Origin of the sequence: Mucilaginibacter antarcticus, from assembly GCF_042686155.1 — a bacterium.
Classification (GTDB): domain Bacteria; phylum Bacteroidota; class Bacteroidia; order Sphingobacteriales; family Sphingobacteriaceae; genus Mucilaginibacter; species Mucilaginibacter antarcticus.
In genome coordinates, this window is the sequence record NZ_JBHUON010000026.1 from 22655 (window position 1) to 45146 (window position 22492).

Here is a 22492-nt window from a genome sequence, read left to right on the forward strand (position 1 = left end):
ATCCCTCATGCAATTAAAATGTGTAGCTATTGATGACGAGCCTTTGGCTCTGGAGATTATAAAGAAGTATATCTCGCAGTTCCCCGCGCTGCAGCTGCTTCATATGTTTGAAGACGCGGTGTCTGGTGCCGAGTTTTTACAAAAGAACAAGGTAGACCTGCTTTTTATTGATATCAACATGCCCGACATTACCGGGGTTGACCTGGTACGCGCATTGGGCGAGGACAAGCCTATGGTGGTATTTACCACCGCCTATAAACACTTTGCTTATGAGGGTTTTGAGCTGCAAGCGCTTGATTACCTGCTTAAACCCATTGATCAAAAACGCTTTGGTGCCGCAGTAGAAAAAGCCGTTGAGTACCATAACTATAAAGCCGGCGAAAGCAATAGCGCCGACGAAAGCATCTATGTCCACTCAGAATATCGAACCATTAAGATTAACCTGAAAGACATTGAGTACCTGGAAAGTATGCAGGATTATGTAAAGATACATACCCTTAATAACCCTAAACCGGTGCTTACCCTGCAAACCCTTAAGTCGCTGTTGGAGAAACTGCCCGAAAAGCAGTTCGTACGCATTCATCGCAGCTATGCCATATCGCTTAAGCAGGTTAAATCCATTTGTAACCGCAAGGTACAGTTGCATTCTATTGAGCTACCGGTAGGTAGTAGCTATACCGATACCATAAAGGGATGGTCTGTATAATACACTTGACGTGTTCATCGGCAAATTTCCATCATCTAACGGCACATAGCACCGCGTAGGTATTAATAATCAGACTTTTAGCTAACTGAAAAACGCTTGATATAGAAGCGCCGCGCTTAGCTCAAAGTTATTGGAAAGCACCAGTAAATTGTTAGTAAACTGCGACTAAATACGCACCAAATAGGTAAATTGGCAAGGGTAAAATAACAGTAAATTGCAAGTAAAATGCGACTAAAAAAGAACATTGCTACCAGCGAGAACGGGTTTATATTTAACCCCGCTACCGGTGATTCATTTTCTGGCAATGCAATCGCGTCAGAGATCATACTGGCCATGAAAACCGGCACTACTGTTGAACAGATAAAGCAGGACTTACTAGCCAAGTACGAAGTTAACACAGATCAGCTTGACCGCGATTGGGAAGACTGGGCGGTGCAACTCAGAGAAGCAAATTTGTTAGACCATTAAACCATACCCTATCGCTTAAACCTTTACGCATCCCTTAAACATGATCATCGCAATAACAGGCTTAAACGCCAATGATAATCCCGGTCCCGGCGTAGCCGTGATAAGGGCGCTGCGCGAAGGATTTGGCCACTCATTAACTGTTATTGGTTTAAGCTATGAGTCGCTGGAGCCGGGTATATACCTTGATCAGGTGGTTGACAAAACTTACCAGATACCTTACCCAACTGCGGGTACATCCGCATTGAAAGATCGCCTTGAATACATCCACGAACATGAGGGCTTGGACATGATTATCCCAAACTATGATGCCGAGCTTTATAACTTTATCAAGATTGCGCCATGGCTAAAGTCAATGGGGATAAGAACCTTTTTGCCCACGCATGAGCAATTGGCAGCGCGCGACAAGGTGAACCTATATGAGTTTGGCAAACAATACGGCTTTAGCGTACCGGCTGATATGATGGTTAACAATCTGCAAGACTTATCAAAAGCCGGCGAAAAACTGGGGTATCCGTTAGTGGTAAAAGGAAAGTATTATGAGGCGTACGTAAACCACACGGCTGACGTGGCTCAAAAATCGTTTCACTTGTTAAGTGCTAAATGGGGGCTGCCTGTTATAGCCCAACAATTTATAAAAGGTACTGAGATCAATATTGCCGGCCTAGGCGATGGTGAGGGAAACACCATTAGCGTTATCCCGATGCGCAAACTGTATATCACCGATAAAGGCAAGGCCTGGGCAGGCATCACAATAGAAAACGACAGCCTTATAAAGCTGGCGCAGCAATTTGTTAAAGCTACCCAATGGAAAGGCGGTTTTGAGCTGGAGATTATGAGCAATGCCGAGGGCGAGTTCTATATTATGGAGATAAACCCACGTTTCCCCGCGTGGATCTATTTAACGGCTGGTGCCGGCCAAAACCAACCGGCCGCTTTGGTAAAGATGGCTTTGGGCGAGCACGTAGCGCCCTTTACAGAATATACCGTTGGTAAAATGTTCATTCGCTACTCGTGGGACCAGGTGGTTGACGTTGCAGATTTTCAGCAATTTTCGGCCTTTGGCGAGTTATCCTTAGCAAAAGTTAACCTGTAACCAAGTGCAAAAATTAAAATACGAACGGCCGTTTATCAAGAAGCTTAATGCCGGCCTGATGAATAAGTTTGGCACCCGCACAGAAACTCAGCCGCTTACGCATATTGATGGTGTACCGGTAAAAAAACTGGCGGAGCAATATGGTTCGCCACTGTTTGTATTGTCAGAGCGGCAAATTCGACGCAATACACGGGCTGCTTTGCGCGCTTTTAAAACCCGCTATCCAAATGTGCAGTTTGCCTGGAGCTATAAAACCAATTACTTAAACGCGGTTTGCAACATCTTTCACCAAGAGGGTAGCTGGGCCGAGGTAGTTTCGGGGGTAGAGTATCGTAAAGCTTTGGGCAATAAAGTGCCGGGCAACCAGATCGTTTTTAACGGCCCCGGCAAGCAAAAGGCCGATCTGCTATTGGCTATCCAGCATGACTCGCTTATCCACATAGATCACTTTGACGAGCTCTATACCCTGTTCGAGATCTGCAATACCATCAGCAAAAAACCACGCGTTGCTATCCGTGTAAATATGGATACCGGCGTTTACCCGGTGTGGGACCGCTTTGGTTTCAACTTTGAAAACGAAGAAGCCTGGAGCGCTATCACCAAAATTGTATCGTCTGGCAAGTTGCAACTTGTTGGTTTGCACTGCCACATAGGTACGTTTATGTTGTCAACATCTGCCTATAGAATTGCTGCAACCAAAATGTGCAGCTTGGTAATGCGCTGCCGCAACCAGTTAAATAACCCGCTGCAGTATATGGATATGGGTGGTGGCCTGCCATCAACCAATACCCTTAAGGGCGCTTATCTACCGGGGGTTGATACGGTGCCATCCGTAGATGATTTTGCTGAGGCCATTACTACCGCGATACTGGATTATGGCTTTAAGCAAGACGAATTGCCCACACTTATTATGGAATGTGGCCGCGTACTGATAGATGATGCCGGCTATTTGATAGGCAGCGTTTTAGCTAACAAACGTTTAAGTGATGGCCGAAGGGCAACTATTTTAGATTTTGGCGTTAATACGCTGTTCACTTCATTTTGGTATGACCACCAGATAAGTCCTGCGCAGGAGTTTACTCAGCATACCGAAAACATGGTACTATACGGCCCGCTTTGTATGAATATTGATGTGGTACGAGAGAGTATTAATCTGCCCCTGTTAAACGCAGGCGATAATCTGGTGGTGCATAAAGTTGGTGCCTATAACATGACCCAATGGATGCAGTTCATCATGAGCCGCCCCGCAATAGTACTTATAGACGAGCAACAGCAACCACACGTAGTACGCCAGGCCGAAACTTTAGAATACATGGAGCAGCCCGAGCAAGTGCCCGCCCATTTAATGTTTAATAAGTGAATAAAAGTGTAAAATATACCGCGGGGGCCATAATTAACAGCTATGCCATTGTGTTTTTTTCGCAAAACAAGGTGCTGGGTGTATTATTGCTACTGGTGTCTTTTTTAAACCCCATAGCCGGGGCAACCGGGCTGGGCTGCGTGCTGCTGTCTATAGCCCTAGTATCTATTATGGGATACGACAAGGAGAGCATCCGCATAGGCTTTTACAGCTTTAATCCGTTATTATTGGGTATAGGCTTCGGTACTTTTTACGCGGTAAACGCGGCCTTTTTTGCCTGGATTATTATTGCCTGCATTATAGCTACCATGCTAAGTGTAACTCTTGCGGTCAGCCTGTCCAAAAAAGGTTTGCCTCTGCTATCCCTACCATTTGTTATTACCTTTTGGCTGCTGCTGCTGGCAGTAAACAGCATTTACCATATGGGGCTTGAGCAACGCCATAGCGCCGTGCTTAACGAGATAAATAACCTGGGCGAGGGCAGCGCTTACATCCCCCCGGGGATATTGAGCTTTATACAACTGCCTAATTACGCGGCTTTGTTTTTTAGGGCTTTGAGCGCTGTATTGTTTCAAAACAGTGTACTGTCCGGCATGGTTATCAGCATTGGCTTGCTTATCCACTCGCGTATAAATTTTAGTTTGCTGGTGCTGGCTTTCATTGTCGCCTGCCTGTTTAATCACTACACGAATACCTATGCCGATGGGATCAGCTATTATCACTTAGGCAGTAATTTAGTAATGGCCGCGGCAGCTATTGGCAGCTTTTTCCTTATACCTTCTGCTCGCTCATACTTTTGGGCTTTATTAAGTATCCCTGTTTCTTTTCTGCTGATCAACGGGCTGTCTAAAATATTTGGCGTGTATGACTTGCCGGTGCTATCGCTGCCGTTTTGCGTGGTTACCTTGTTGTTTTTGAGCTTTTTTAGGCGGAGGATAAACGCCGGAAAATTGCAGCTTACGCCGCTACAACACTACTCGCCCGAGCGTAACCTTTACCAATATTTAAACGGCAACGAGCGGCTGGCCCCTTTGAGCTATTTCAACTTTCACCTCCCCTTTATGGGCGAGTGGACCGTATCGCAAGGTTATGATGGCGACATTACACACAAAGCTGAATGGGGCAAAGCGCTTGACTTTGTGATTAAAGACGAGGAACTGCAAACCTATCAATACCCCGGCACCCGCATGGAGCATTTTTACTGCTTCAACAAACCTGTTTTAGCCTGCGGCGATGGTGTGATTGAAGAAGTAGTGGACCATGTTGAAGACAATGCCATTGGCGAGGTAAACACCATTGAAAACTGGGGCAACAGCATAGTGATAAAACACTTAAACGGCCTTTACAGCAAGGTATCGCACCTTAAAAAAAACTCGGCAAAAGTTAAGCCGGGCGATGCTGTTAAACAAGGCGATGTTTTAGGGCTTTGCGGCAATTCGGGCCGCTCGCCTGAGCCGCATTTGCATTTCCAGGTGCAAACTACACCTTACATAGGCTCAAAAACGTTGGCTTACCCGTTTGCTTATTATATCGACCAAAACAATGAGCACAACAAACTATGTAGCTTTAAAACACCTGCAGAGGGCACAGCGTTACGCCCGGTGGATATAAACCCTACACTTAAGCAAGCATTTAAATTACAGCCGGGCTATATGGCTACGGTAACCGCGCAGGGCCATAATCCCGAATATTTTGAGGTATGCACTGATGCCTTTAATCAAACTTATATCTACAGTAAAACAACCGGTGCCAAAGCTTACTTTGTAAATAACGGCACAGCCTTTTACTTCACCAGTTTTTATGGCGACCGGAAATCATTGCTGTATTATTTTTACCTGGCCGCCTACAAAGTAATTTTTACTACCGAAGCCGGCATGACGGTTACAGACAGCTACCCGCTGCAATTAACTAATGACAGGCCGTTGCGCTGGCTGCAGGATCTGCTGGCTCCATTCTTCCAGTTCATCAGCCTAAAATATAGCAGTTTTGCATCTGTAACCGGGCAAAGCGTTGTAATACATGCTGCACAGCACCGCCAGGTTTTAAGCAGTATTAAGCCCACTATGGGCGCGTCTGCGCAGTTACAGCATGGCGGTATTTCTGCCTTTACGGTAACCATTAATAACACTAAAGTTGAAGCACAATGGAAAACAGAAAATACGCATTAATATTTCTTTTTCTGTTGATAGCCTGTGGCAGCAGGGCGCAAAGCATCAACAGTTTTGAGCAAGCCGACAGCCTAAGCAACGCGCAATATCTTGCCGGCAACTGGGGTCAACTACTACAAACCGGGAAGTATGCTATAGCTGCGGGTTATGATTCGCCGGCCTTAAGGCAGCGGCTGGGTTATGCCCAAATGTTAAGCGGCGACTATGGTAAAGCCATACACGAGTACAACACGGTTTTAAAAAACGACAGTTATAATACTACCGCCCGTTACTATGCCTACTTGTGCAGCCAATATTTAAATCAAGAAGCGGGCGCGTCGTTTCATGCGGCATACCTTGATCCCACTCAACAAAACTATGAGCGGCTTACACCATTTGGCTTGCTAAATGCGGGGGTTGAAAACAGTGTTAAGTTTAATGACAATACTTACAGGGGTACAGCCAATTATACGCGCGTTTATTTAACTAACCGTTTATCGTGGCACTGGCAGCTAACACAATCAGTGGCCTACTTTAAGCAGGATTTTTATAATACACCTGTTGCTGTACCTAAATCATCACTATTTGCCAACCAAAACAGCGCCAACACCCAAGCAGAATATTACGGCAGGTTAACCTACAGCCTGAACGCCAATTTGCAGTTGGCCGGTGTATACCATTATTTAAAAAGTAATTTCCTTAATTCATCATACAATAACCATATAGGCTCATTGGGCTTACGTTACAACGGTACACACATTGCTTTGCAGGGCGATGTTAATACCGGCACTATGATTGGCGGGCGGCTTAACCAGTACAGCGCTTCGTTAACATTTTATCCGGCCGGGAATCTTAATATTTATACGTTTAGCCGGGGCTCATACTTAGACCAAAATGGTAACGGTACAGGCATTTTCGCACAAAGCGTGGGTTACAAACTAACAAATACGCTATGGGCCGAAACGGCGGCCACTTTTGGCAATCTAAATAACTATATTGACGTGGATGGATTGTATATTTATAATGCCATTGACCCAACAAAACTAAAACTGGGGCAAACGTTCTTTTACCGGCTAGGCAAACATGCGCAACTGCAGCTAAATTATACCTACGAACAGAAAGAAGATAACATACATAGTTTAACATATAACCAACACGCCCTTACCACAGGACTATTATGGAAATTTTAAAACGCACCGGCTTTATCGTATTACTGATACTAGCCTCCTCCCTGTTGCAGGCACAAACAAGTACTGTACTGCAAAAAGCCTTTAAAAACAGCTATACCGACGAGAATAATAAAAACTACACGGCAGCTATAAACGATATCAGCCCTTACTATTCTGAAGGTAGTTATGAGTTGAATATCAGGCTGGGCTGGTTGCATTATTTAAACAAAAACTATAACGCATCGCAAAGTTATTATGCGCGTGCGGCGGCGGCTAAGCCCGGCAGCATTGAAGCTAAATTTGGCTACGTTAAGCCTTTGTCGTACCTGCAAAGCTGGGATAAGGTGGTAGAACAATATTTAGCCATTATACGCATTGACCCGCAAAATACACAGGCCAATTACTGGCTGGGGGTTATATACTACAACCGCAAGCAGTATGATAATGCTATACGCTGCTTTAAAGTGGTTATTAACCTATATCCGTTTGACTATGATGGCAACCACATGCTGGCCTGGGCCTGCCTGTTAAGCAACCGTAAAACTGATGCCCAAAACTATTTTACCAAGGCGCTGCTGATCAAGCCAGATGACACATCAAGCCTTGACGGGCTGAATAAATCTAAATAAGGTTTTCTGGTTCGTCGGTACGAAATAAGATTTGGGGTACTTAAACAACCGGCTTTTCTGTTTATCGATTTATTTGGCATCTTCATCGATATTTCGTCAGAATGCCTGATCATTGTTTTACATTTGGTTCATAATTAAATTGTTAACCAACAACCAATAAAATCATGAGAACCCCTAAATTACACATTACGCTATTGCTGGCTTTAATGGTAAGCGTATTTTCTGCTTGTCAGAAAAACAATGCTTCGCCTGAAACCGAAGAGTCAGCTTTTACAGGCACTATCGCTGTATCAACCACCACAGCGTTGGCAGGTGGAACCGGCAGCACATTTAAAGACAGTGTTTACCTGGTAAATTGCTTTGGCAAAAAAGCCCGAAAAGACAGCATAGCATTTAACACTTTGACTGCCGCCATTGGTACTTACCTGGCAGCTAATTACGACGGATATACAATAGCCAAGTCCTTAAAAATTACCGACGCTAAAGTAGTAATCAACTATATTGTGGTAATTAACTACAACGGCAGCCCGGTAGGTTTAAGGTTTGCTACCGACGGCACATTTATAGCTGTGTTGGAGCAACGTGCAGGCGCCGACCTGAAAATAAAGGGTCCGGGTTTCCATCCCGGGGGGCCATTTGGTAACCGCAACGGGCAACATCCTGATACTATTGCCTTATCTGCCATCCCAACTGCGGTAAAAACATTCTTTACTGCCACTTACCCAACCGATACCTTGTTGCACGCTGCTGTAACGCCAGACAAAAGCTTTATCCTGATCAGCAAGAACCAAAGCCTGTTTGCTACCGGTATAACAGAAGCTGGTAAGTTGATAAAACGCGTGCAAATAGACCCTCGCCCGGCCAAGCATGTTGCTGTAGCACAAGCGAGTTTGCCTGCTGCGGTAAGTGTTTACCTCACCGCTACCTATCCGGGTTATGTGTTCGGGAAAGCTTTCTCGGCCACTAATAAAGCTGGCGTGTTAGAGTACTCCATACTTATGACCTCAAACAACACCAAGTACGCAGTGCGTTTTGACGCCATGGGCGTATTTATCAAAGCCATTGCATTAAGATAATTTTAGCCGATCCCCTATATAATAAGTAAAGCCCGCTACACAATTGTGTGGCGGGCTTTATATTTATAGTGATGTATGCCAGATGCTATTTATGCAGTTTAGTCGTCGGCTGGTAAGTAATAGTATAACCTGCCGCTTCGTCCGTTTGCTCGCGCCCTGTTTTAGCGTTAAACTTAAGTGGTTTTTGGGCCAGCGTCTCGCCTTTTAGTAAAAAATTCACGCTTATGGTGTCTTTCATGCCTTCCTGCATAAAGCTCCAGGCCGCGCGGATCGTGTCATTTTTGATGGTGCCTTCAAGCGTGCCTTTGCGACTGTCCTTTTGGTACGGCAGCCAGTTAAGGTGCCCGGTAACTTTATTGCCCGTCACCATAAACTCAACCGCGGTGCTGTCTTTGCCCATGGTGTGCAAAAAACAAACGGAGTAAACCGCGGAGGTGTCTTTGCCATCGGTAACTAGCGTATCGCGGCTAATGTTGGTTGTGCTATCTATAACTTCTGTTTTGGTTGATGATGTGCAGGCGGCTATAAATAAAGTGGCTATGCATCCTAATGCTAAATATTTCATACCCCTACAACAGTAATACCTGCGTAAAGTTTGACGTAGGGTCCGGGGAGCACCTGCAATCGCCCGCTTTTTTTATAGGTTTGTAGCAATGGAACACGTGTTAGATAACCCTGCATTTAATGCATTAAACACCGGTAACGCCAGCCTGGCAAATGGCACGGCGCAGGTCAAATTTTTTGATAAGGCGGTGTCGCCGTTTATTGGTTTTGATGCAATACCGACCAACACTTTGAGCAATTAGCTCAACTAATACCACACGACTGGCCTGTCGGCTTTGTATCATTCATACCCAGAGATATACCGCAACCCTGGAAGATAGTGTTTTATGCGGACTGCTACCAAATGATTTACAAGGGCGATATAAAACCGATTGATGACAGCCCGTTAAGGGAGTTGAACGCAACCCATATCCAGCAAATGTTAGCGCTAACCAAGCTAACTAACCCCGGCCCATTTAAGGAACGGACTATTGAGTTTGGCCACTACCGCGGTATTTTTGATGGCGATAAACTGGTAGCCATGGCCGGCCAGCGCATGAACCCGCTACCCTACGCCGAGATCAGCGCGGTTTGTACCCACCCTGATTACGCAGGCCGTGGCTATGCCAAACTACTAATGCAGCAGCAAATCAACCGGATAACCAGTGAAGGCAACGTCCCGTTTCTGCATGTGCGACGCGATAACCCGCACGCTATCAAGATCTATGAGGGCATGGGTTTTGAGACGCGCACGGTAATGCACTTCTACATCATTGGCAAGTGATCCACTGATTCACCTTGTGTGTGTATAAGTTGGATCATGTTAAAAACTTAATCTCCTAATAATCTGACTATTAGAAAAACTAAACATTTCGTTTGGATCAGTCAAGCGCAGTTTGGATCAGTTTTAGGGCCGCATGATCATCCAATAGGTAATAATGCTCATAACTTTTATCTCCCTTTATAGGCGCACACGATCACGTACCTATCGTTGTATAAATTTCTCCCTTTGGTTGAAATGACAAAACGGAATTTACTACCATTCCAAACGCACACTCACCCCATCCGGACTATTCTCAAAACTCAAATAAAGCGTATTTGACGATTTATCCCATGATGATTTTACATCGGTTATTGCTGCGCCGTTGCTGTCAGTTACAGTTATCTTTTTGGCTTCGGCGGGTAACAATATGCGCATGGCGTTTAGCGTATTAGCCGGGCTTTTTGACAGGAAGCTGAATTGCCGGCCCTGCGCCTTTTCATCATACTCGCGCGAGGCGGAGGCCAATACCTGTGGCTTGGTTTTGTTGGTTACCCGTTTCAGGTCTATCAGGTAGGCTTGCTCTCCGGGATTAATTACCTTTTCGGCTAATACGGGTAGAGTTGGATCAAACAGGTCAATTACCGGGCCTTTAACTAGGTATGGTTTAGTGTTTTCATTCTCGTTCAGTACCGCGGCTATGGTATACATGCCACGTTCAAGATACAGGTTGTTTTTTATGGTAAGCGTACCTGCTTTAGCATCCGTTTCGTAAGCTTGCTTTACGGTAGCGAGATAAGTAGCATCGTTATTGGCCTGCATCACAAAATCTTTTGGGTTTTCGCGGATGATGTGTACCGCACCTGCGCCCACTTTAAATTTCTGGTTGCCGCCGGTTGGGTTTACGCCCAGCAACTTAAACAGGTGCTGCGATGGCGCGGTAAAGCTGTTGCCTTTGGTGTTCCACCATTCTAAAACACTTTGGTATGGGTCATCATCTTTGCCAACATAGATTAGCACGCCACCTTTTTTAACCCACGTAGCCAGTTGCTCATGCTCTGTAGCTGAATTAGGTTTCATGTTAGCGTAACTCATTACCAAAACTTTAATATCCTTTAAAGTAGCTGCATAACCCAGGTTTTCCATGTGTACAGTTTGCACCGGGATACCGCGTTTAACCAGCGGCAGCGTTTGCCCGTAAAATATAGAAAACTGCGGATCTTCGAACCCGTTATGCGTAGGGAGGCGCTGAAACATCAGCGAATTACCCATTAGCACTCCAATCCCGTTTACACCGGTAACTTTATTGGTTGATGTAGGGATTTTGTTTAGCGAGTTTACCATTACCTGCATTTGCGTTGAATAGTATTTAGGGATGTAAACGCTCGAGTCGCTATTGGCCAAACGGTATTTGCCCGTATAAATGCGCTCCGGCCATGGCATCACCTCGTAATCGGCCACCATAGGGTACAATAACTTAGCGCTGAATGTTGCCTGGTAATTGCGTTTATAATCGGCCCAGTCGCGGTGGGCATCTTCAATAGGGTCGGTTAAAAAGAATAGCTTGCGCTTTGTTGGCGCGGTCATAGACACCATGGAGCCGTACTCTAAAAACGCATTCTCAAACACGCGCTCCTTGCGTTGTCCGTTGAAGTAAGTAGCTTCGCGAGAGGTGCCTGTCCATACCTGGGCTATATAACCATCAATGCTGGGCAGCGACGCCAGGCTGGCTTCGGGACTAACAATTTGCCATGACGAATAGTTAACCAACGAGTGGGTAGGGATATATACTTTAACCACTATCCCTTTGCTTTTGGCGTACTCTTTTGCATACTCAGACACCTGTTTAATACAATTATAATAAAGCTGGTATTTCAGTTTGCTTGACAGGTAGGTATTCTCGGCGCTTTCGTGCTGTGGTTTCCAGGCGAAGCCGTAAAACTTTTGCCACTCTTCCTTAAAAGGTTCGCTGTAACCGCCACGTGCCCAAAACTCGGGTTCTTCTAAAAAAATCTCTTTAATGCCTACGTCAACCACCCGTTTCATTACGCTTTTCATGTAATCAATAAAGGCTTGCGTTGGCACCACATAAGGCACGTTAACACCATGCATAATAGGTTTGCCATTGCGTTCAACCTGCGCCAAATCAAGGTGGTTTTTACCGTCAAACTTTCCGGTGAAGAAATCGGCATAGCTGCCCCAGGCAATACCGGTCATAAAAGCGGTTTGGTAGCCATGGTCGCGCCATGATTGTACGCGCTGCTCAAAGGTCATCCCCCGCTGATCATTGGGGCCGTAAACTATGGCTACGTCAGACCGCACATCAATTTCTTTTCGCCAGGGGCTGCCGGTCTGGAAGGTGGTTTTTTGCAGTGGTGATTTAACCTGTGCTGATGCAATAAATGAAACAGCCGCAAGGCTAAATGATAATAAACCTTTTCTCATATTTACTCACTTTAGGTGGACATAGTTCTGCCATAACTTATCGCGCAGCAAAATTGAAATCCTGTATGTTTTAGGTGGTTATAATTACAACAGCAATTTAGTAATTTTTACGGAAGCGGCTGAGTGTTCTATTATTGTTGGGCTGCTATTCTTTCGATGCTTTTGGTTTCTAATTGAGTTTAGTAAAACCTAGTATATTCAACCCAGCTTTAACATTAGCATTTTTCATGAACAATTTCCATAACAAACCGGTGCGGTAGTTCTCTATCATAACGATAATGGGCCCCTGGTCAATTGCTAGATACGACTTTGCATACCAGTTATGCTGCTCGCTAAAAGCGTCGGCAAAGCCGTATTCACCCCATATCTGCGGACCAAGATCTTCATAATAATGTCTTAGCGCCTGCATGGAATATTTTGGTGTGTACGGAAATGCCGATAATGCGGCGGTTGGCGTTATCACTCCCAAATCTTCGGTTGGCGAGTGCCCGGCGTAGCCTTTCCAGCTGTCGCTGGCGGTTAAGCCCCAGCTATTGGCGCCATAGCCTTTATATTGTTTGGGGTTTTCTATACAGTATTGGCGGTTGATTAAAGTATGATTGGTGGCTTGTTGCCAGTAATCGGCGTATTGATCTTTCAACCCTTTAGGGTTAAGCCCCATAAAAGAGTACTGTGTCCAGAACAATGATCCGCCATAGTCTGGTCCCAATGGAAGGGTAAAGTTATTATAATAGGTTTTGCCGTTGATAAAGGTTTTGCTGTCGGTCCAACCATCGGTATAAACTTCTTTTTTAATTGGGTGGGTTGGCGATGAGGCTGCCATGATGTAAGTGATCAAACATTCGTTCCAACCGTGTATAGGCAGGTTCATATCCCAGGCATAGTTGGGGCTCCAGTGCCAATAGAGTACATTTTTTTCGTGGGTAAACCAAGCCCACTCCACATCGTCCCAAAGGGTTTTTATTTTAGCTCGGATATCTTTTTCTATTGGCGTGTTGCCTTTAAAATATTCCTGCGCGGTTAGCAAGCCTACAAACAAGTACGATGTTTCAACAATATCGGCACCATCGTCTTTTTTACTAAAAGGGATAACTTTACCGGTTTCGCCATTTAGCCAATGCGGGTAAACGCCATGGAACCTATCAGCTTTTAACAAAAAGTTGGCAATTTTTAGCGTGTGGGCGGCGGCTTGTTTGCGGGTGATGAATTTGCGTTCAGACGCTACAATCATGGACATCAGCCCAAAACCTGTACCGCCGGTGGTTACTATATTATTGCCAACGTTTACGCTGGTGTTGCTACGCTCGCGCGCCAGGCCACTTATAGGGTGTGCCAGATCCCAAAAATATCTGAAGGTTTGCTTTTGCACCAGCGTAAGTAGCTGGTTGTCGCTAAGGCCTTTCTTAATGGTCAAATCGGCAGGTATAGGTGTAACAGCTTGCGCAAGGGTGTCTTTGTAAATGCCCAACAGCATAAGGGCGCAAATTATGCAAAACAGCTTTTTCATAGGGTATATTGGCTAATAGCGTTGCTAAAATAGGTATTACTATGATATAAAAATAGCGATGGGTTTAAAACCCATCGCTACGTGCAGTGCAGTGTAATTTAATACGTTATATCAAATCTAATCCTTTAAAGTTTTTATTCAGCACCGACGCGTTACTTACATCCAGCCACTTATCTAACAACGTTGCATAGATGTCTCTAAAATCAACCTGATATTTCAAGTCGCCATTATCCAGCGTAGTCAAGTCAGGCGAATCATTAAAGATGCCCTGTTTCTTCAATTTGCCACCAAACATAAACACATTATTGGCGGTGCCATGGTCGGTACCGTTGCTGGCGTTTTGCTCTACACGGCGGCCAAACTCAGAGAAGGTCATTACCAGGGTATCATCTAATTTACCTGTCGTTTTTAAATCTTTAATAAAGGCAGCTACGGCATCGCCATAAATTTTAAGCTGGCGTCCCTGCTGATTTTGCTGACCAACGTGGGTGTCAAATCCGCTGAGTGATACATAGTATACACGGGTATCTAAGCCCGAATTGATAAATTTAGATACGTTTTTTAACTGATTGGCAAAGCCGCTGTTAGGGTACAGCGCAGTTGACCTGTAGCCCTTTGATGTCTTCTGTATATAATCTGCCGATGAATAGGTTTCTATCATGGTTTTATACAGATAGCCCAGGTTGTCCTCGTTCAGGTTATCGTGATGATCGTTCACCAGATCTTTAAAGAACGGTTCGCGCGTGGTTTGGAAAAGCTTGTTTGGGTCCTGCACGGCAATGCCCTTAAGCTTATTGCCTTTCATGGCCAGCGACAAGGTATCATCCACCTCGATAGCCGTATAAGGGTTTTTACAGGTTTCGCAATTCGAATCCAGATAACGGCCTATCCAGCCGGTACTTAAAAACTGGTTGGCATCGCTGCCTGTTTGCCAAATATCCATCGACCGGAAATGCGACCGGTCCGGGTTTGGATAGCCCACCGAATTAATGACACTCATCCAGCCTTGATCATACAATTCTTTCAACGCGGATAGGTTGGGATTCAATCCCTGCATATCATTAAGGGTGATGATATCCGGCTTTTGTATGGCTATGGTTTTACGTTTTTGATAATAGATATCGTTGCCATAAGGCACAACCGTATTTAACCCATCATTGCCCCCCGAAAGCTGAATGATCACCAGGTTTTTATGCCCGGTAAGCTGACTTTTGGCAATAGCCTCTAAGGGCTTTAAAAAAGCCGGCATTAAAAATGCGCCTGATACTAATGCGGTGTTCTTTAAAAAATCTCTACGTTCCATAATGCCCCCCAACCCCCTAAAGGGGCTTTTGGTTAATTAATTAATTTAAATATATACCACCGTTATGCCCTTTTAAAGGGCCCGGGGCTCAGCATAATTGATACTCCGGCGTTGACACCACTTGTATCACTATTGTTTTTAAGTCTCCGGGTTTAGTTACTTCGTCAATCGCCGCCTTGTTCAGCGTCGGCTCAAGCATAAATTGTGCTATTTCCTGGTGCGTGGTTTTGGCGGGGATGTCTTTTAAAAACTTGTCCCAATTGGCGGTAGCCTTAACACGATTAACCACGTTTAACTGTTGTTTGCGTTGCGATGCCAGGTAAGCTTCATCCTCGGGTGTTGCTTTGCCCGTAAAATCTATCAGCCCCGCGTTTAATATGGTCGACGGGATCTTCATCCTATACATCAGCGACGAGCTATCAATCCACGATCTGCCACCCGGCCAGCCGGCCACGTTTGGCGGGCGAAACAGCACCTGCCCCAATGCCCGCTGAAACTGCATCAGTACATCGGGATTTTGATAATCTATATAAAACTGGCGGTTCAATCCCACCAAAAACTCTACCGGCGATTTTACCAAATTGCCTATGTTTTTATCCTCATAAAACCACTCCGCACTAAAAAAATGTTCTAATAGCGGCTTAATCTCGTAATTGGCTTTGTAAAACACGTCTGCCATTTGTGCAACGCGGGCGTCATCGGGCACCTCGTTAACAAAATAGCGGTACAACTTAGTGCATATATAAGTAGCCGTCTGTTTATTATCTGTAATAATGTTTAAAATATCCTCGCCGCAATAGTTGGCGGTTTTACCTAAAAACGTCTTTGTGCCGTTGTCATGCGTGTTGTTATTAAACTTATACGTACCGTCTTTCCCACTATAGGCCCAGCCCGTAAACGCCCGTGCCGACTCTTTAACATCCTGCTCGGTATAATGTCCCCGACCCAGTGTAAACAACTCCATTAGTTCGCGGGCAAAGTTCTCGTTAGGCCGATTTTTTTGATTTTGCTGATTGTTTAAAAACTGCAGCATAGCCGGCGTTTGCGACACCTGTAGCAACATGGTTTTAAAATTACCCAAAGCGTTAGCGCGCTGAATGTTATTTAGCTCTTGCTGATAATACGAGTTGCCCACATTACAAGCGAAATGATTATGCCAAAACAAGGTCATCTTTTCCCGGAGCTGAGCTTCGGTATTACTCATTTGTTTAATCCAGGCATCGTTAAGCGCTCTTTCCTGCCTGTTTCTGTCCAGATTTATTATCCGTCGTTCTTCTTCTGTTTGGTCCCTGTAAGGCTTGGGCCTAAGGTCAATGTTTTCGGTAACGGCATTTAACTGCTCTACCCGCTCTGAAGCCTGCAAAAGTTTACGCACACCCTTTTTTACTGACCAGTTTTGCTTGTCATGCAGGTCTTCAAACCTGATGCCGAAGCCCGCCCTGGCGTATAAGTGTTTTATCTGTTTTGCATTGTTCATGTATGCCCCCCTAACTTAGTTGGTACTCAGGCGAGGATACCAGTTCAATTACCAGTGCCTTTTTGTCTTTTGCCTGCGCTACGGTTTTGGTTAGCGCATTGCTTATAGTAGGTTGCAGCATAAACTGCGCTAAACTTTTGTTGTCAAGCGATGGCGGTATGCTTCCTAAAAACTTATTCCAATTGGCGTGTGCCTGTACGCGTGTGCCGGCTGCTTCTTTCATTACTTTGGCGGTGGCTAAAAATGCCTCGTCTTCGGGGTCGGCTTTGCCGTTAAAATCTATCATGCCACCATTTAATAATGTCGATGGTATTTTAATGCGATACATGAGCGACGAGCTGTCTATCCAATTGCGCCCGCCCGGCCAGCCGGCTACGTTTGGCGGGTACAATAATACCTGCCCCAATACTTTTTGAAACTGCAACAGTATTGCCGGCTTTTGGTAAGCAATATCAAATTGCCTGTTTAAGCCTACGATGAGTTCCACCGGCGATTTAACCAGGTTGCCAATGTTCTTGTCTTCATAAAACCACTCGGCGGTAAAAATGTATTCCAGTAAGGGTTTTATCTCGTAATTGGCTTTGTAAAACACATCGGACATAACATTAATATGTGCAGTATCCGGCGTTTCGTTAACCAGGTATTTGTATAGTTTGGTACTGATAAAGCGCGCTGTTTCTTTTTTATCAAACAGGCTATTTATGATATCCTCGCCTGTAAAATTCCCGCTCTTACCCAGAAAAGTTTTGCGGTCATCATCATGTGCAGCGGGGCGAAATCTGAACTCGCCCGATTGATCATATCCCCAACCGGTAAAGGCCCTTGCAGATTCTTTAACATCCTGCTCGGTGTAATTGCCACGCCCAATGGTGAAAAGTTCCATAAGCTCGCGGGCGAAATTCTCGTTAGGGTGTCCCTTCAAGTTTTGCTGATTATTTAAAAACTGCAACATTGCCGGCGATTTGGCAATGGCAAGCGTCAAAGTCTTAAAATTACCCAACGCGTGTTGACGCTGCATGTTTACCAGTTGCTGGGCATGCAAGGGTTGTTTTGAACGGCAGGCAAAATGGTTGTTCCAAAACAGGGCCATTTTTTCACGCAGTTGGCCATTGTCCTTACTCATCAGATCTATCCATGCAAGGTTAATTTCACGCTCCTGCTGGCGCTGCATTTGCATCAGCATTTTACGCTCGGCCTGGTCGGCTTTTTTGCGGCCTTTGCGGGCCATGGTATAGTCGCCAATGCTTTTAGCGACATTAAGCGGCTCATGTTTTTCTGAAGAGCTAAATAAGCCGGCAATAACTTCCTTATTGGTTTGGTCCCCCGTAGCTTTTAAATCGTCAAAACGCATACCGAAGCCTGCGCGTGATAGTAAATGCTTGATTTGCTTTAAATTGGTCATGTGCTTAAAGGGGGGTTAAAAGCAGTGTGACATCTAAATTACAAATTAGTTTAAATTTTTAGCGTTTATTTTAACAAGGCGCTACATTTGTTACAAATGATTTTTAGGCTTACCGAGCAACTGCTATTCCCAAACCCTGAACTAGCCGAACCCGATGGTTTGCTGGCCGTTGAGGGCGATTTATCCACCGAACGGTTGATACTGGCCTACCAAAACAGCATCTTCCCATGGTATAGTGACGACACACCCATATTATGGTACTCGCCGCATGAGCGCTTTGTGCTTTTTCCGGATGAGTTGAAGGTGTCATCAAGCATGCGGCGGGTGTTAAATTCGGGTAAGTTCAGGGTAACGTTTGACACTTGTTTTGCTGATGTAATAGCAGCGTGCTCAATCATTGATCGCCCAGGGCAGGATGGCACCTGGATTACCGCCGAGATGAAACAAGCGTACATCAATTTACATCACCAGGGCCATGCCCATTCGGTAGAAACTTGGCTGGGCGAAGAACTGGTTGGCGGTATGTACGGGGTGGCTGTTGGTAAAGTATTTTGCGGCGAGAGTATGTTTAGCACCGTTAGCAATGCATCAAAAACAGCCCTTATCAGCCTGATCAAATCAGGCGAGTATAATTTACTGGATTGCCAGGTGCATACAGATCATCTCGAATCAATGGGTGCACGCATGATTAGCCGGAAAGAATATATGGTGATACTGAATGAGGGTGCAGACTGATTATGTACCTTTATAGCCATAATGCAGCAAACAACTAACATCAAAGAACGCATCATTTTAGGTATAGACCCGGGCACATCAATAATGGGTTACGGCTTGATAAAAGAAACAGGCTCAAAAATTGAGCTGATTAGCCTGGGTGTAGTTAAGATGGACAAGATAGACGACCACATGCTAAAGCTGCAGCGCATATTTGCAAAAACCGTTGCGCTTATTGATAATTACAAACCCGACTGCCTGGCTATAGAAGCCCCCTTTTATGGTAAAAACATCCAGGTGATGTTAAAGCTGGGCAGGGCGCAGGGTGTGGCCATGGCCGCAGCGCTTTCGCGCGATGTGGAGGTTACCGAATATGCTCCACGTAAAATAAAAATGGCTATCACCGGCAATGGCAATGCCACCAAAGAGCAGGTTTCTGCCATGATGCAACGCCTGCTTAACTTTACAGAAACTCCCGAGTTTTTAGATGCTACAGACGGCTTGGCAGTCGCTGTTTGTCATTCGTTTCAAAAGGTGAGTGTAGCTAAAGGTGGCGGTGCAAAAAAAAGCTATTCGGGTTGGGATACCTTCGTTAAAGACAACACTAAACGAATAGTAAAATAACCCTTCTTTGTAGGCACTTGGCCTCGAAAACCCGCCGTCATGATGACATGCACTATCGCGACCTTTCAAATTCAATTTGCCATTATGGAATTTATACGTATCCGCCACGGGTATAAAATGCGACTATTGTAATTTAAACGGGTTTTACATTAAATATTCACAGCTGTCGAAACACATTATTCCAATTATGTGTTTGCTTATTTGACTTAATGTTTAGTACCTTAAGCGCAGTATATAAACCGATGAGAATTTTCCACCTAAGTGCTGAGTGTTATCCGGTTGCCAAAGTTGGCGGCCTTGCCGACGTTGTTGGCGCCTTGCCAAAATATCAAACATTAGCAGGGCATCAAGCTGCGGTGGTAATGCCTTTTTATGATAGAAAGTTTACCCGCGAAAATGAATTTGATATCGTTTTCCGGAGCGCAACTTTATTGGGCACCCGCCGACTATATTTTGAGATATTAAAGGAGCGGAATAATGTGCTTGGCTTTGAGCTTTTTTTGGTGCGTATCCCGGGCCTGATAGACCGCGAAAATATTTATAGTTACCCTGACGAAACAGAGCAGTTTATAGCCTTCCAGATTTGCTTTTTAGATTGGATAAGCTACTCGCAGCAACTGCCGGATGTTATTCATTGCCACGACCACCACTCTGGCCTGGTGCCGTTTTTGTTGCAGCACTCTAAGCTATATACTCAGCTTTCTAAGATTCCGACGGTATTTACCATACACAACGGCCAGTACCATGGTGCATTTGGCTGGGATAAACTAGCCTATCTGCCCGAAATAGATTTAACCAAAACTGGCCTGCTTGACTGGAGCGGCGGTATAAACCCCTTAGCGTCTGCGGTGCGTTGTGCCAGCCGTTACACTACGGTATCCCCTAGTTATCTGGAAGAGTTGATTTATAGTTCGAACGGATTAGAGTATCTTTTCTTTTTAGAGCGGGACAAAGGTGTGGGCATTATTAACGGTATAGATACCGATATATGGAACCCGGCCACCGACAATATGATCGCTGCAAAATATAACACGATCAAAGTATCCGCCGGAAAACAAAAAAACAAGGCAGCATTGTGTACCCGCTTCAATTTTGATATAAGCAAGCCGCTAATAAGTTTTATTGGCCGCTTAGTTTTTGAAAAAGGCGCCGATTTGCTTGCCGAAGCAATTACCGCAAGCCTTGCCGATTACGCGGGCAGGGTAAACTTTTTAATACTAGGTGCCGGCGATCCGGAAACGGAGATGGCACTTCAAGAGCTTAAAGAAAAGTTTCCGGCAGACACAAGTGTTTACATTGGCTACAACGAAGAGCTTGCACACCTGGTTTACGCAGGCGCTGACTTTTTGCTGATGCCTAGCCGTGTTGAGCCTTGCGGGCTTAACCAGCTATACTCGTTGCGTTACGGCACTATGCCAATGGTACGCAGCACCGGCGGTTTAAAAGATACGGTGATTGATTATGGCGAGGAAGATGGGTACGGTATCAGATACAATCACACAAGTGTCGAAGATATTTGTTACTCGGTTAGCAGGGCTATAGCGCTTTATGCGGACCCAAAAAAACTACAAGCCTTACGCAAGCGGATGATGGCCCTCGATTTTTCCTGGGATGTATCGGCTAAACAATACATGGAACTATACCAAAGCTTAAATACTATAATAATATGACCTCAAAAGTAATTTGCATTGTCCTGGGCGGTGGCCAGGGAAGCCGCTTGTACCCTCTTACCGCAACCCGCTCAAAACCGGCAGTGCCAATTGCTGGTAAATACCGTTTGGTTGATATTCCAATCTCCAACTGTTTACACTCGGGCATTACACGTATCTATGTGTTAACGCAATTTAACTCGGCATCACTTAACAAGCACATTAAAAACACCTACCATTTTAGCAGTTTTAGCGAGGCTTTTGTAGATATTTTAGCTGCCGAGCAAACCCCAACTAGCGGGCACTGGTTTCAGGGTACTGCAGATGCGGTGCGTCAAAGCCTGCACCATTTATCCGTTCACGAGTTTGATTACGTTCTGATACTATCAGGCGACCAGCTTTATCAGATGGATTTTGAGAACATGATCGAAAAACATATCGAAGCGCAGGCAGATATCTCTATCGCTACCATACCAGTGCACGTTAATGATGTACCGGGCTTTGGCATACTTCAAACAGACGAAAATAGCCTTGTAACAGATTTTGTTGAAAAGCCTAAAAGCGGCTTCGAAGCATTGGTATCTGACGTAAGCCCCGAGATGGAGGCGCAAGGCCGTGTTTACCTTGCCTCAATGGGTATATACATATTTAACCGCAAGTTGCTTTACAAACTGCTTCAAAGCAATGACAATGCAGACTTTGGTAAAGAGATTATTCCGCAATCAATTAATAAACATAAGGTATTGAGCTATCAGTACGAAGGTTACTGGACCGATATTGGTACCATACCTTCGTTCTTTGATGCCAACCTGGGCCTTACCGACGACATACCTCAATTTAACCTATTCGACAAAAACTACATCTTTACGCGTGCCCGGATGCTGCCACCATCAAAGATATCGGGCACACACATGGAGAAAGCTATTGTGGCCGATGGATGTATTGTAAACGCTAAACGTATAACCCGCTCTGTGGTAGGTATCCGTACCCGTATCGGCTTTGATACAACTATTGAAAACTGTTACATAATGGGTAGCGATAATTACCAAACGCTGGAGCAGATTACAGAGTGCCAGGAAAACGACCAGCCTATTATGGGTATTGGCGACCGCTGCCAGATCAAGAATGCCATTATAGATAAAAACACCTATATAGGCAATGATGTGTGCATTAACTGTGGTGATGCTTTGCCGGACGGTGATTTTCCGACTCATACTGTACAAGACGGTATAGTGGTAATTAAAAAACGCGCGGTGATACCAAATGGCACCATTATTTAAACGGTAAGCCAAATATTTATTAAATTACAAGGGCTCCAAATCGTTGGGGCCTTTGTAATTTATACGAAATTTATCACCCACAAAGCCAGTGCCTTATAGTCAGTTTCTAAGTTTTATTAACTTTTGCGAAATAATCTATA

At 44.9% G+C, this 22492-nt stretch carries 20 protein-coding genes; 14 read left to right on the plus strand and 6 right to left on the minus strand.

Translation table 11 applies throughout. From position 1 onward, the window contains the following. Nucleotides 1-7: 7 nt before the first annotated feature. The 8 genes from ACFSYC_RS17155 (at nt 8) to ACFSYC_RS17190 (ending at nt 8648) form a co-directional block, all read left to right on the plus strand. A complete protein-coding gene (locus ACFSYC_RS17155; RefSeq protein WP_377130053.1) occupies nt 8-706 on the plus strand; it encodes a LytR/AlgR family response regulator transcription factor in 699 nt (232 codons plus the stop codon). A gap of 225 nt (nt 707-931) precedes the next feature. Next, entirely contained in the window at nt 932-1174 is a 243-nt protein-coding gene (locus tag ACFSYC_RS17160; RefSeq protein ID WP_377130054.1) for a PqqD family protein, read from the plus strand. Nucleotides 1175-1214: 40 nt separating this feature from the next. Then, nucleotides 1215-2267, plus strand: coding sequence for an ATP-grasp domain-containing protein (locus ACFSYC_RS17165; protein WP_377130056.1), 1053 nt, complete (start codon nt 1215-1217; stop codon nt 2265-2267). 4 nt (nt 2268-2271) lie between these two features. Beyond that, the gene (locus tag ACFSYC_RS17170) at nt 2272-3627 is read left to right on the plus strand and encodes a hypothetical protein (RefSeq protein ID WP_377130058.1); all 1356 of its coding nucleotides are present in this window, start codon (nt 2272-2274) and stop codon (nt 3625-3627) included. Then, nucleotides 3624-5795, plus strand: coding sequence for an urea transporter (locus ACFSYC_RS17175; RefSeq protein ID WP_377130060.1), 2172 nt, complete (start codon nt 3624-3626; stop codon nt 5793-5795). Before ACFSYC_RS17170 ends, ACFSYC_RS17175 begins: the two co-directional genes overlap by 4 nt. Further along, entirely contained in the window at nt 5771-6964 is a 1194-nt protein-coding gene (locus ACFSYC_RS17180) for a hypothetical protein (RefSeq protein ID WP_377130062.1), read from the plus strand. The genes ACFSYC_RS17175 and ACFSYC_RS17180 overlap by 25 nt, the downstream gene beginning before the upstream one ends. Continuing rightward, nucleotides 6952-7572: a tetratricopeptide repeat protein gene (locus ACFSYC_RS17185; RefSeq protein ID WP_377130064.1), complete on the plus strand. Its 621-nt coding sequence runs from the start codon at nt 6952-6954 to the stop codon at nt 7570-7572. Before ACFSYC_RS17180 ends, ACFSYC_RS17185 begins: the two co-directional genes overlap by 13 nt. A gap of 164 nt (nt 7573-7736) precedes the next feature. Further along, entirely contained in the window at nt 7737-8648 is a 912-nt protein-coding gene (locus ACFSYC_RS17190) for a hypothetical protein (protein WP_377130066.1), read from the plus strand. Between the two features lie 85 nt (nt 8649-8733). Here ACFSYC_RS17190 and ACFSYC_RS17195 read toward each other — a convergent pair whose 3' ends face one another. Further along, nucleotides 8734-9213, minus strand: coding sequence for a hypothetical protein (locus tag ACFSYC_RS17195; protein ID WP_377130068.1), 480 nt, complete (start codon nt 9211-9213; stop codon nt 8734-8736). Between the two features lie 88 nt (nt 9214-9301). On the opposite strand from ACFSYC_RS17195, the gene ACFSYC_RS17200 reads away from it, so the two are divergent. Continuing rightward, nucleotides 9302-9454, plus strand: coding sequence for a hypothetical protein (locus ACFSYC_RS17200; protein ID WP_377130070.1), 153 nt, complete (start codon nt 9302-9304; stop codon nt 9452-9454). A gap of 101 nt (nt 9455-9555) precedes the next feature. Continuing rightward, the gene (locus tag ACFSYC_RS17205; RefSeq protein WP_377130072.1) at nt 9556-9975 is read left to right on the plus strand and encodes a GNAT family N-acetyltransferase; all 420 of its coding nucleotides are present in this window, start codon (nt 9556-9558) and stop codon (nt 9973-9975) included. A gap of 252 nt (nt 9976-10227) precedes the next feature. Here the strand turns inward: ACFSYC_RS17205 and ACFSYC_RS17210 are convergent, their stop codons facing one another. The 5 genes from ACFSYC_RS17210 to ACFSYC_RS17230 form a co-directional block, all read right to left on the minus strand. Further along, a complete protein-coding gene (locus ACFSYC_RS17210) occupies nt 10228-12396 on the minus strand; it encodes a hypothetical protein (protein ID WP_377130074.1) in 2169 nt (722 codons plus the stop codon). Between the two features lie 169 nt (nt 12397-12565). Next, nucleotides 12566-13903: a glucoamylase family protein gene (locus ACFSYC_RS17215; protein ID WP_377130076.1), complete on the minus strand. Its 1338-nt coding sequence runs from the start codon at nt 13901-13903 to the stop codon at nt 12566-12568. A gap of 106 nt (nt 13904-14009) precedes the next feature. Continuing rightward, nucleotides 14010-15206, minus strand: coding sequence for a DUF1501 domain-containing protein (locus ACFSYC_RS17220; protein WP_377130078.1), 1197 nt, complete (start codon nt 15204-15206; stop codon nt 14010-14012). Nucleotides 15207-15294: 88 nt separating this feature from the next. Next, on the minus strand, nt 15295-16683 hold the full coding sequence (locus tag ACFSYC_RS17225) for a DUF1800 domain-containing protein (RefSeq protein ID WP_377130080.1): 1389 nt from the start codon (nt 16681-16683) through the stop codon (nt 15295-15297). Nucleotides 16684-16693: 10 nt separating this feature from the next. Continuing rightward, the gene (locus ACFSYC_RS17230) at nt 16694-18085 is read right to left on the minus strand and encodes a DUF1800 domain-containing protein (RefSeq protein WP_377130082.1); all 1392 of its coding nucleotides are present in this window, start codon (nt 18083-18085) and stop codon (nt 16694-16696) included. Nucleotides 18086-18181: 96 nt separating this feature from the next. On the opposite strand from ACFSYC_RS17230, the gene aat reads away from it, so the two are divergent. The 4 genes from aat to ACFSYC_RS17250 all read left to right on the plus strand — a co-directional run bounded on the left by aat (nt 18182) and on the right by ACFSYC_RS17250 (nt 22352). Next, entirely contained in the window at nt 18182-18820 is a 639-nt protein-coding gene (gene aat / locus ACFSYC_RS17235) for a leucyl/phenylalanyl-tRNA--protein transferase (protein ID WP_377130084.1), read from the plus strand. Nucleotides 18821-18841: 21 nt separating this feature from the next. Further along, the gene (gene ruvC / locus ACFSYC_RS17240; protein WP_377130086.1) at nt 18842-19423 is read left to right on the plus strand and encodes a crossover junction endodeoxyribonuclease RuvC; all 582 of its coding nucleotides are present in this window, start codon (nt 18842-18844) and stop codon (nt 19421-19423) included. Nucleotides 19424-19665: 242 nt separating this feature from the next. Continuing rightward, nucleotides 19666-21093: a glycogen synthase gene (locus ACFSYC_RS17245; RefSeq protein WP_377130088.1), complete on the plus strand. Its 1428-nt coding sequence runs from the start codon at nt 19666-19668 to the stop codon at nt 21091-21093. Then, complete coding sequence (locus ACFSYC_RS17250; protein WP_377130090.1) at nt 21090-22352, plus strand: glucose-1-phosphate adenylyltransferase; 1263 nt, start codon at nt 21090-21092, stop codon at nt 22350-22352. Before ACFSYC_RS17245 ends, ACFSYC_RS17250 begins: the two co-directional genes overlap by 4 nt. Nucleotides 22353-22492: the final 140 nt, after the last annotated feature.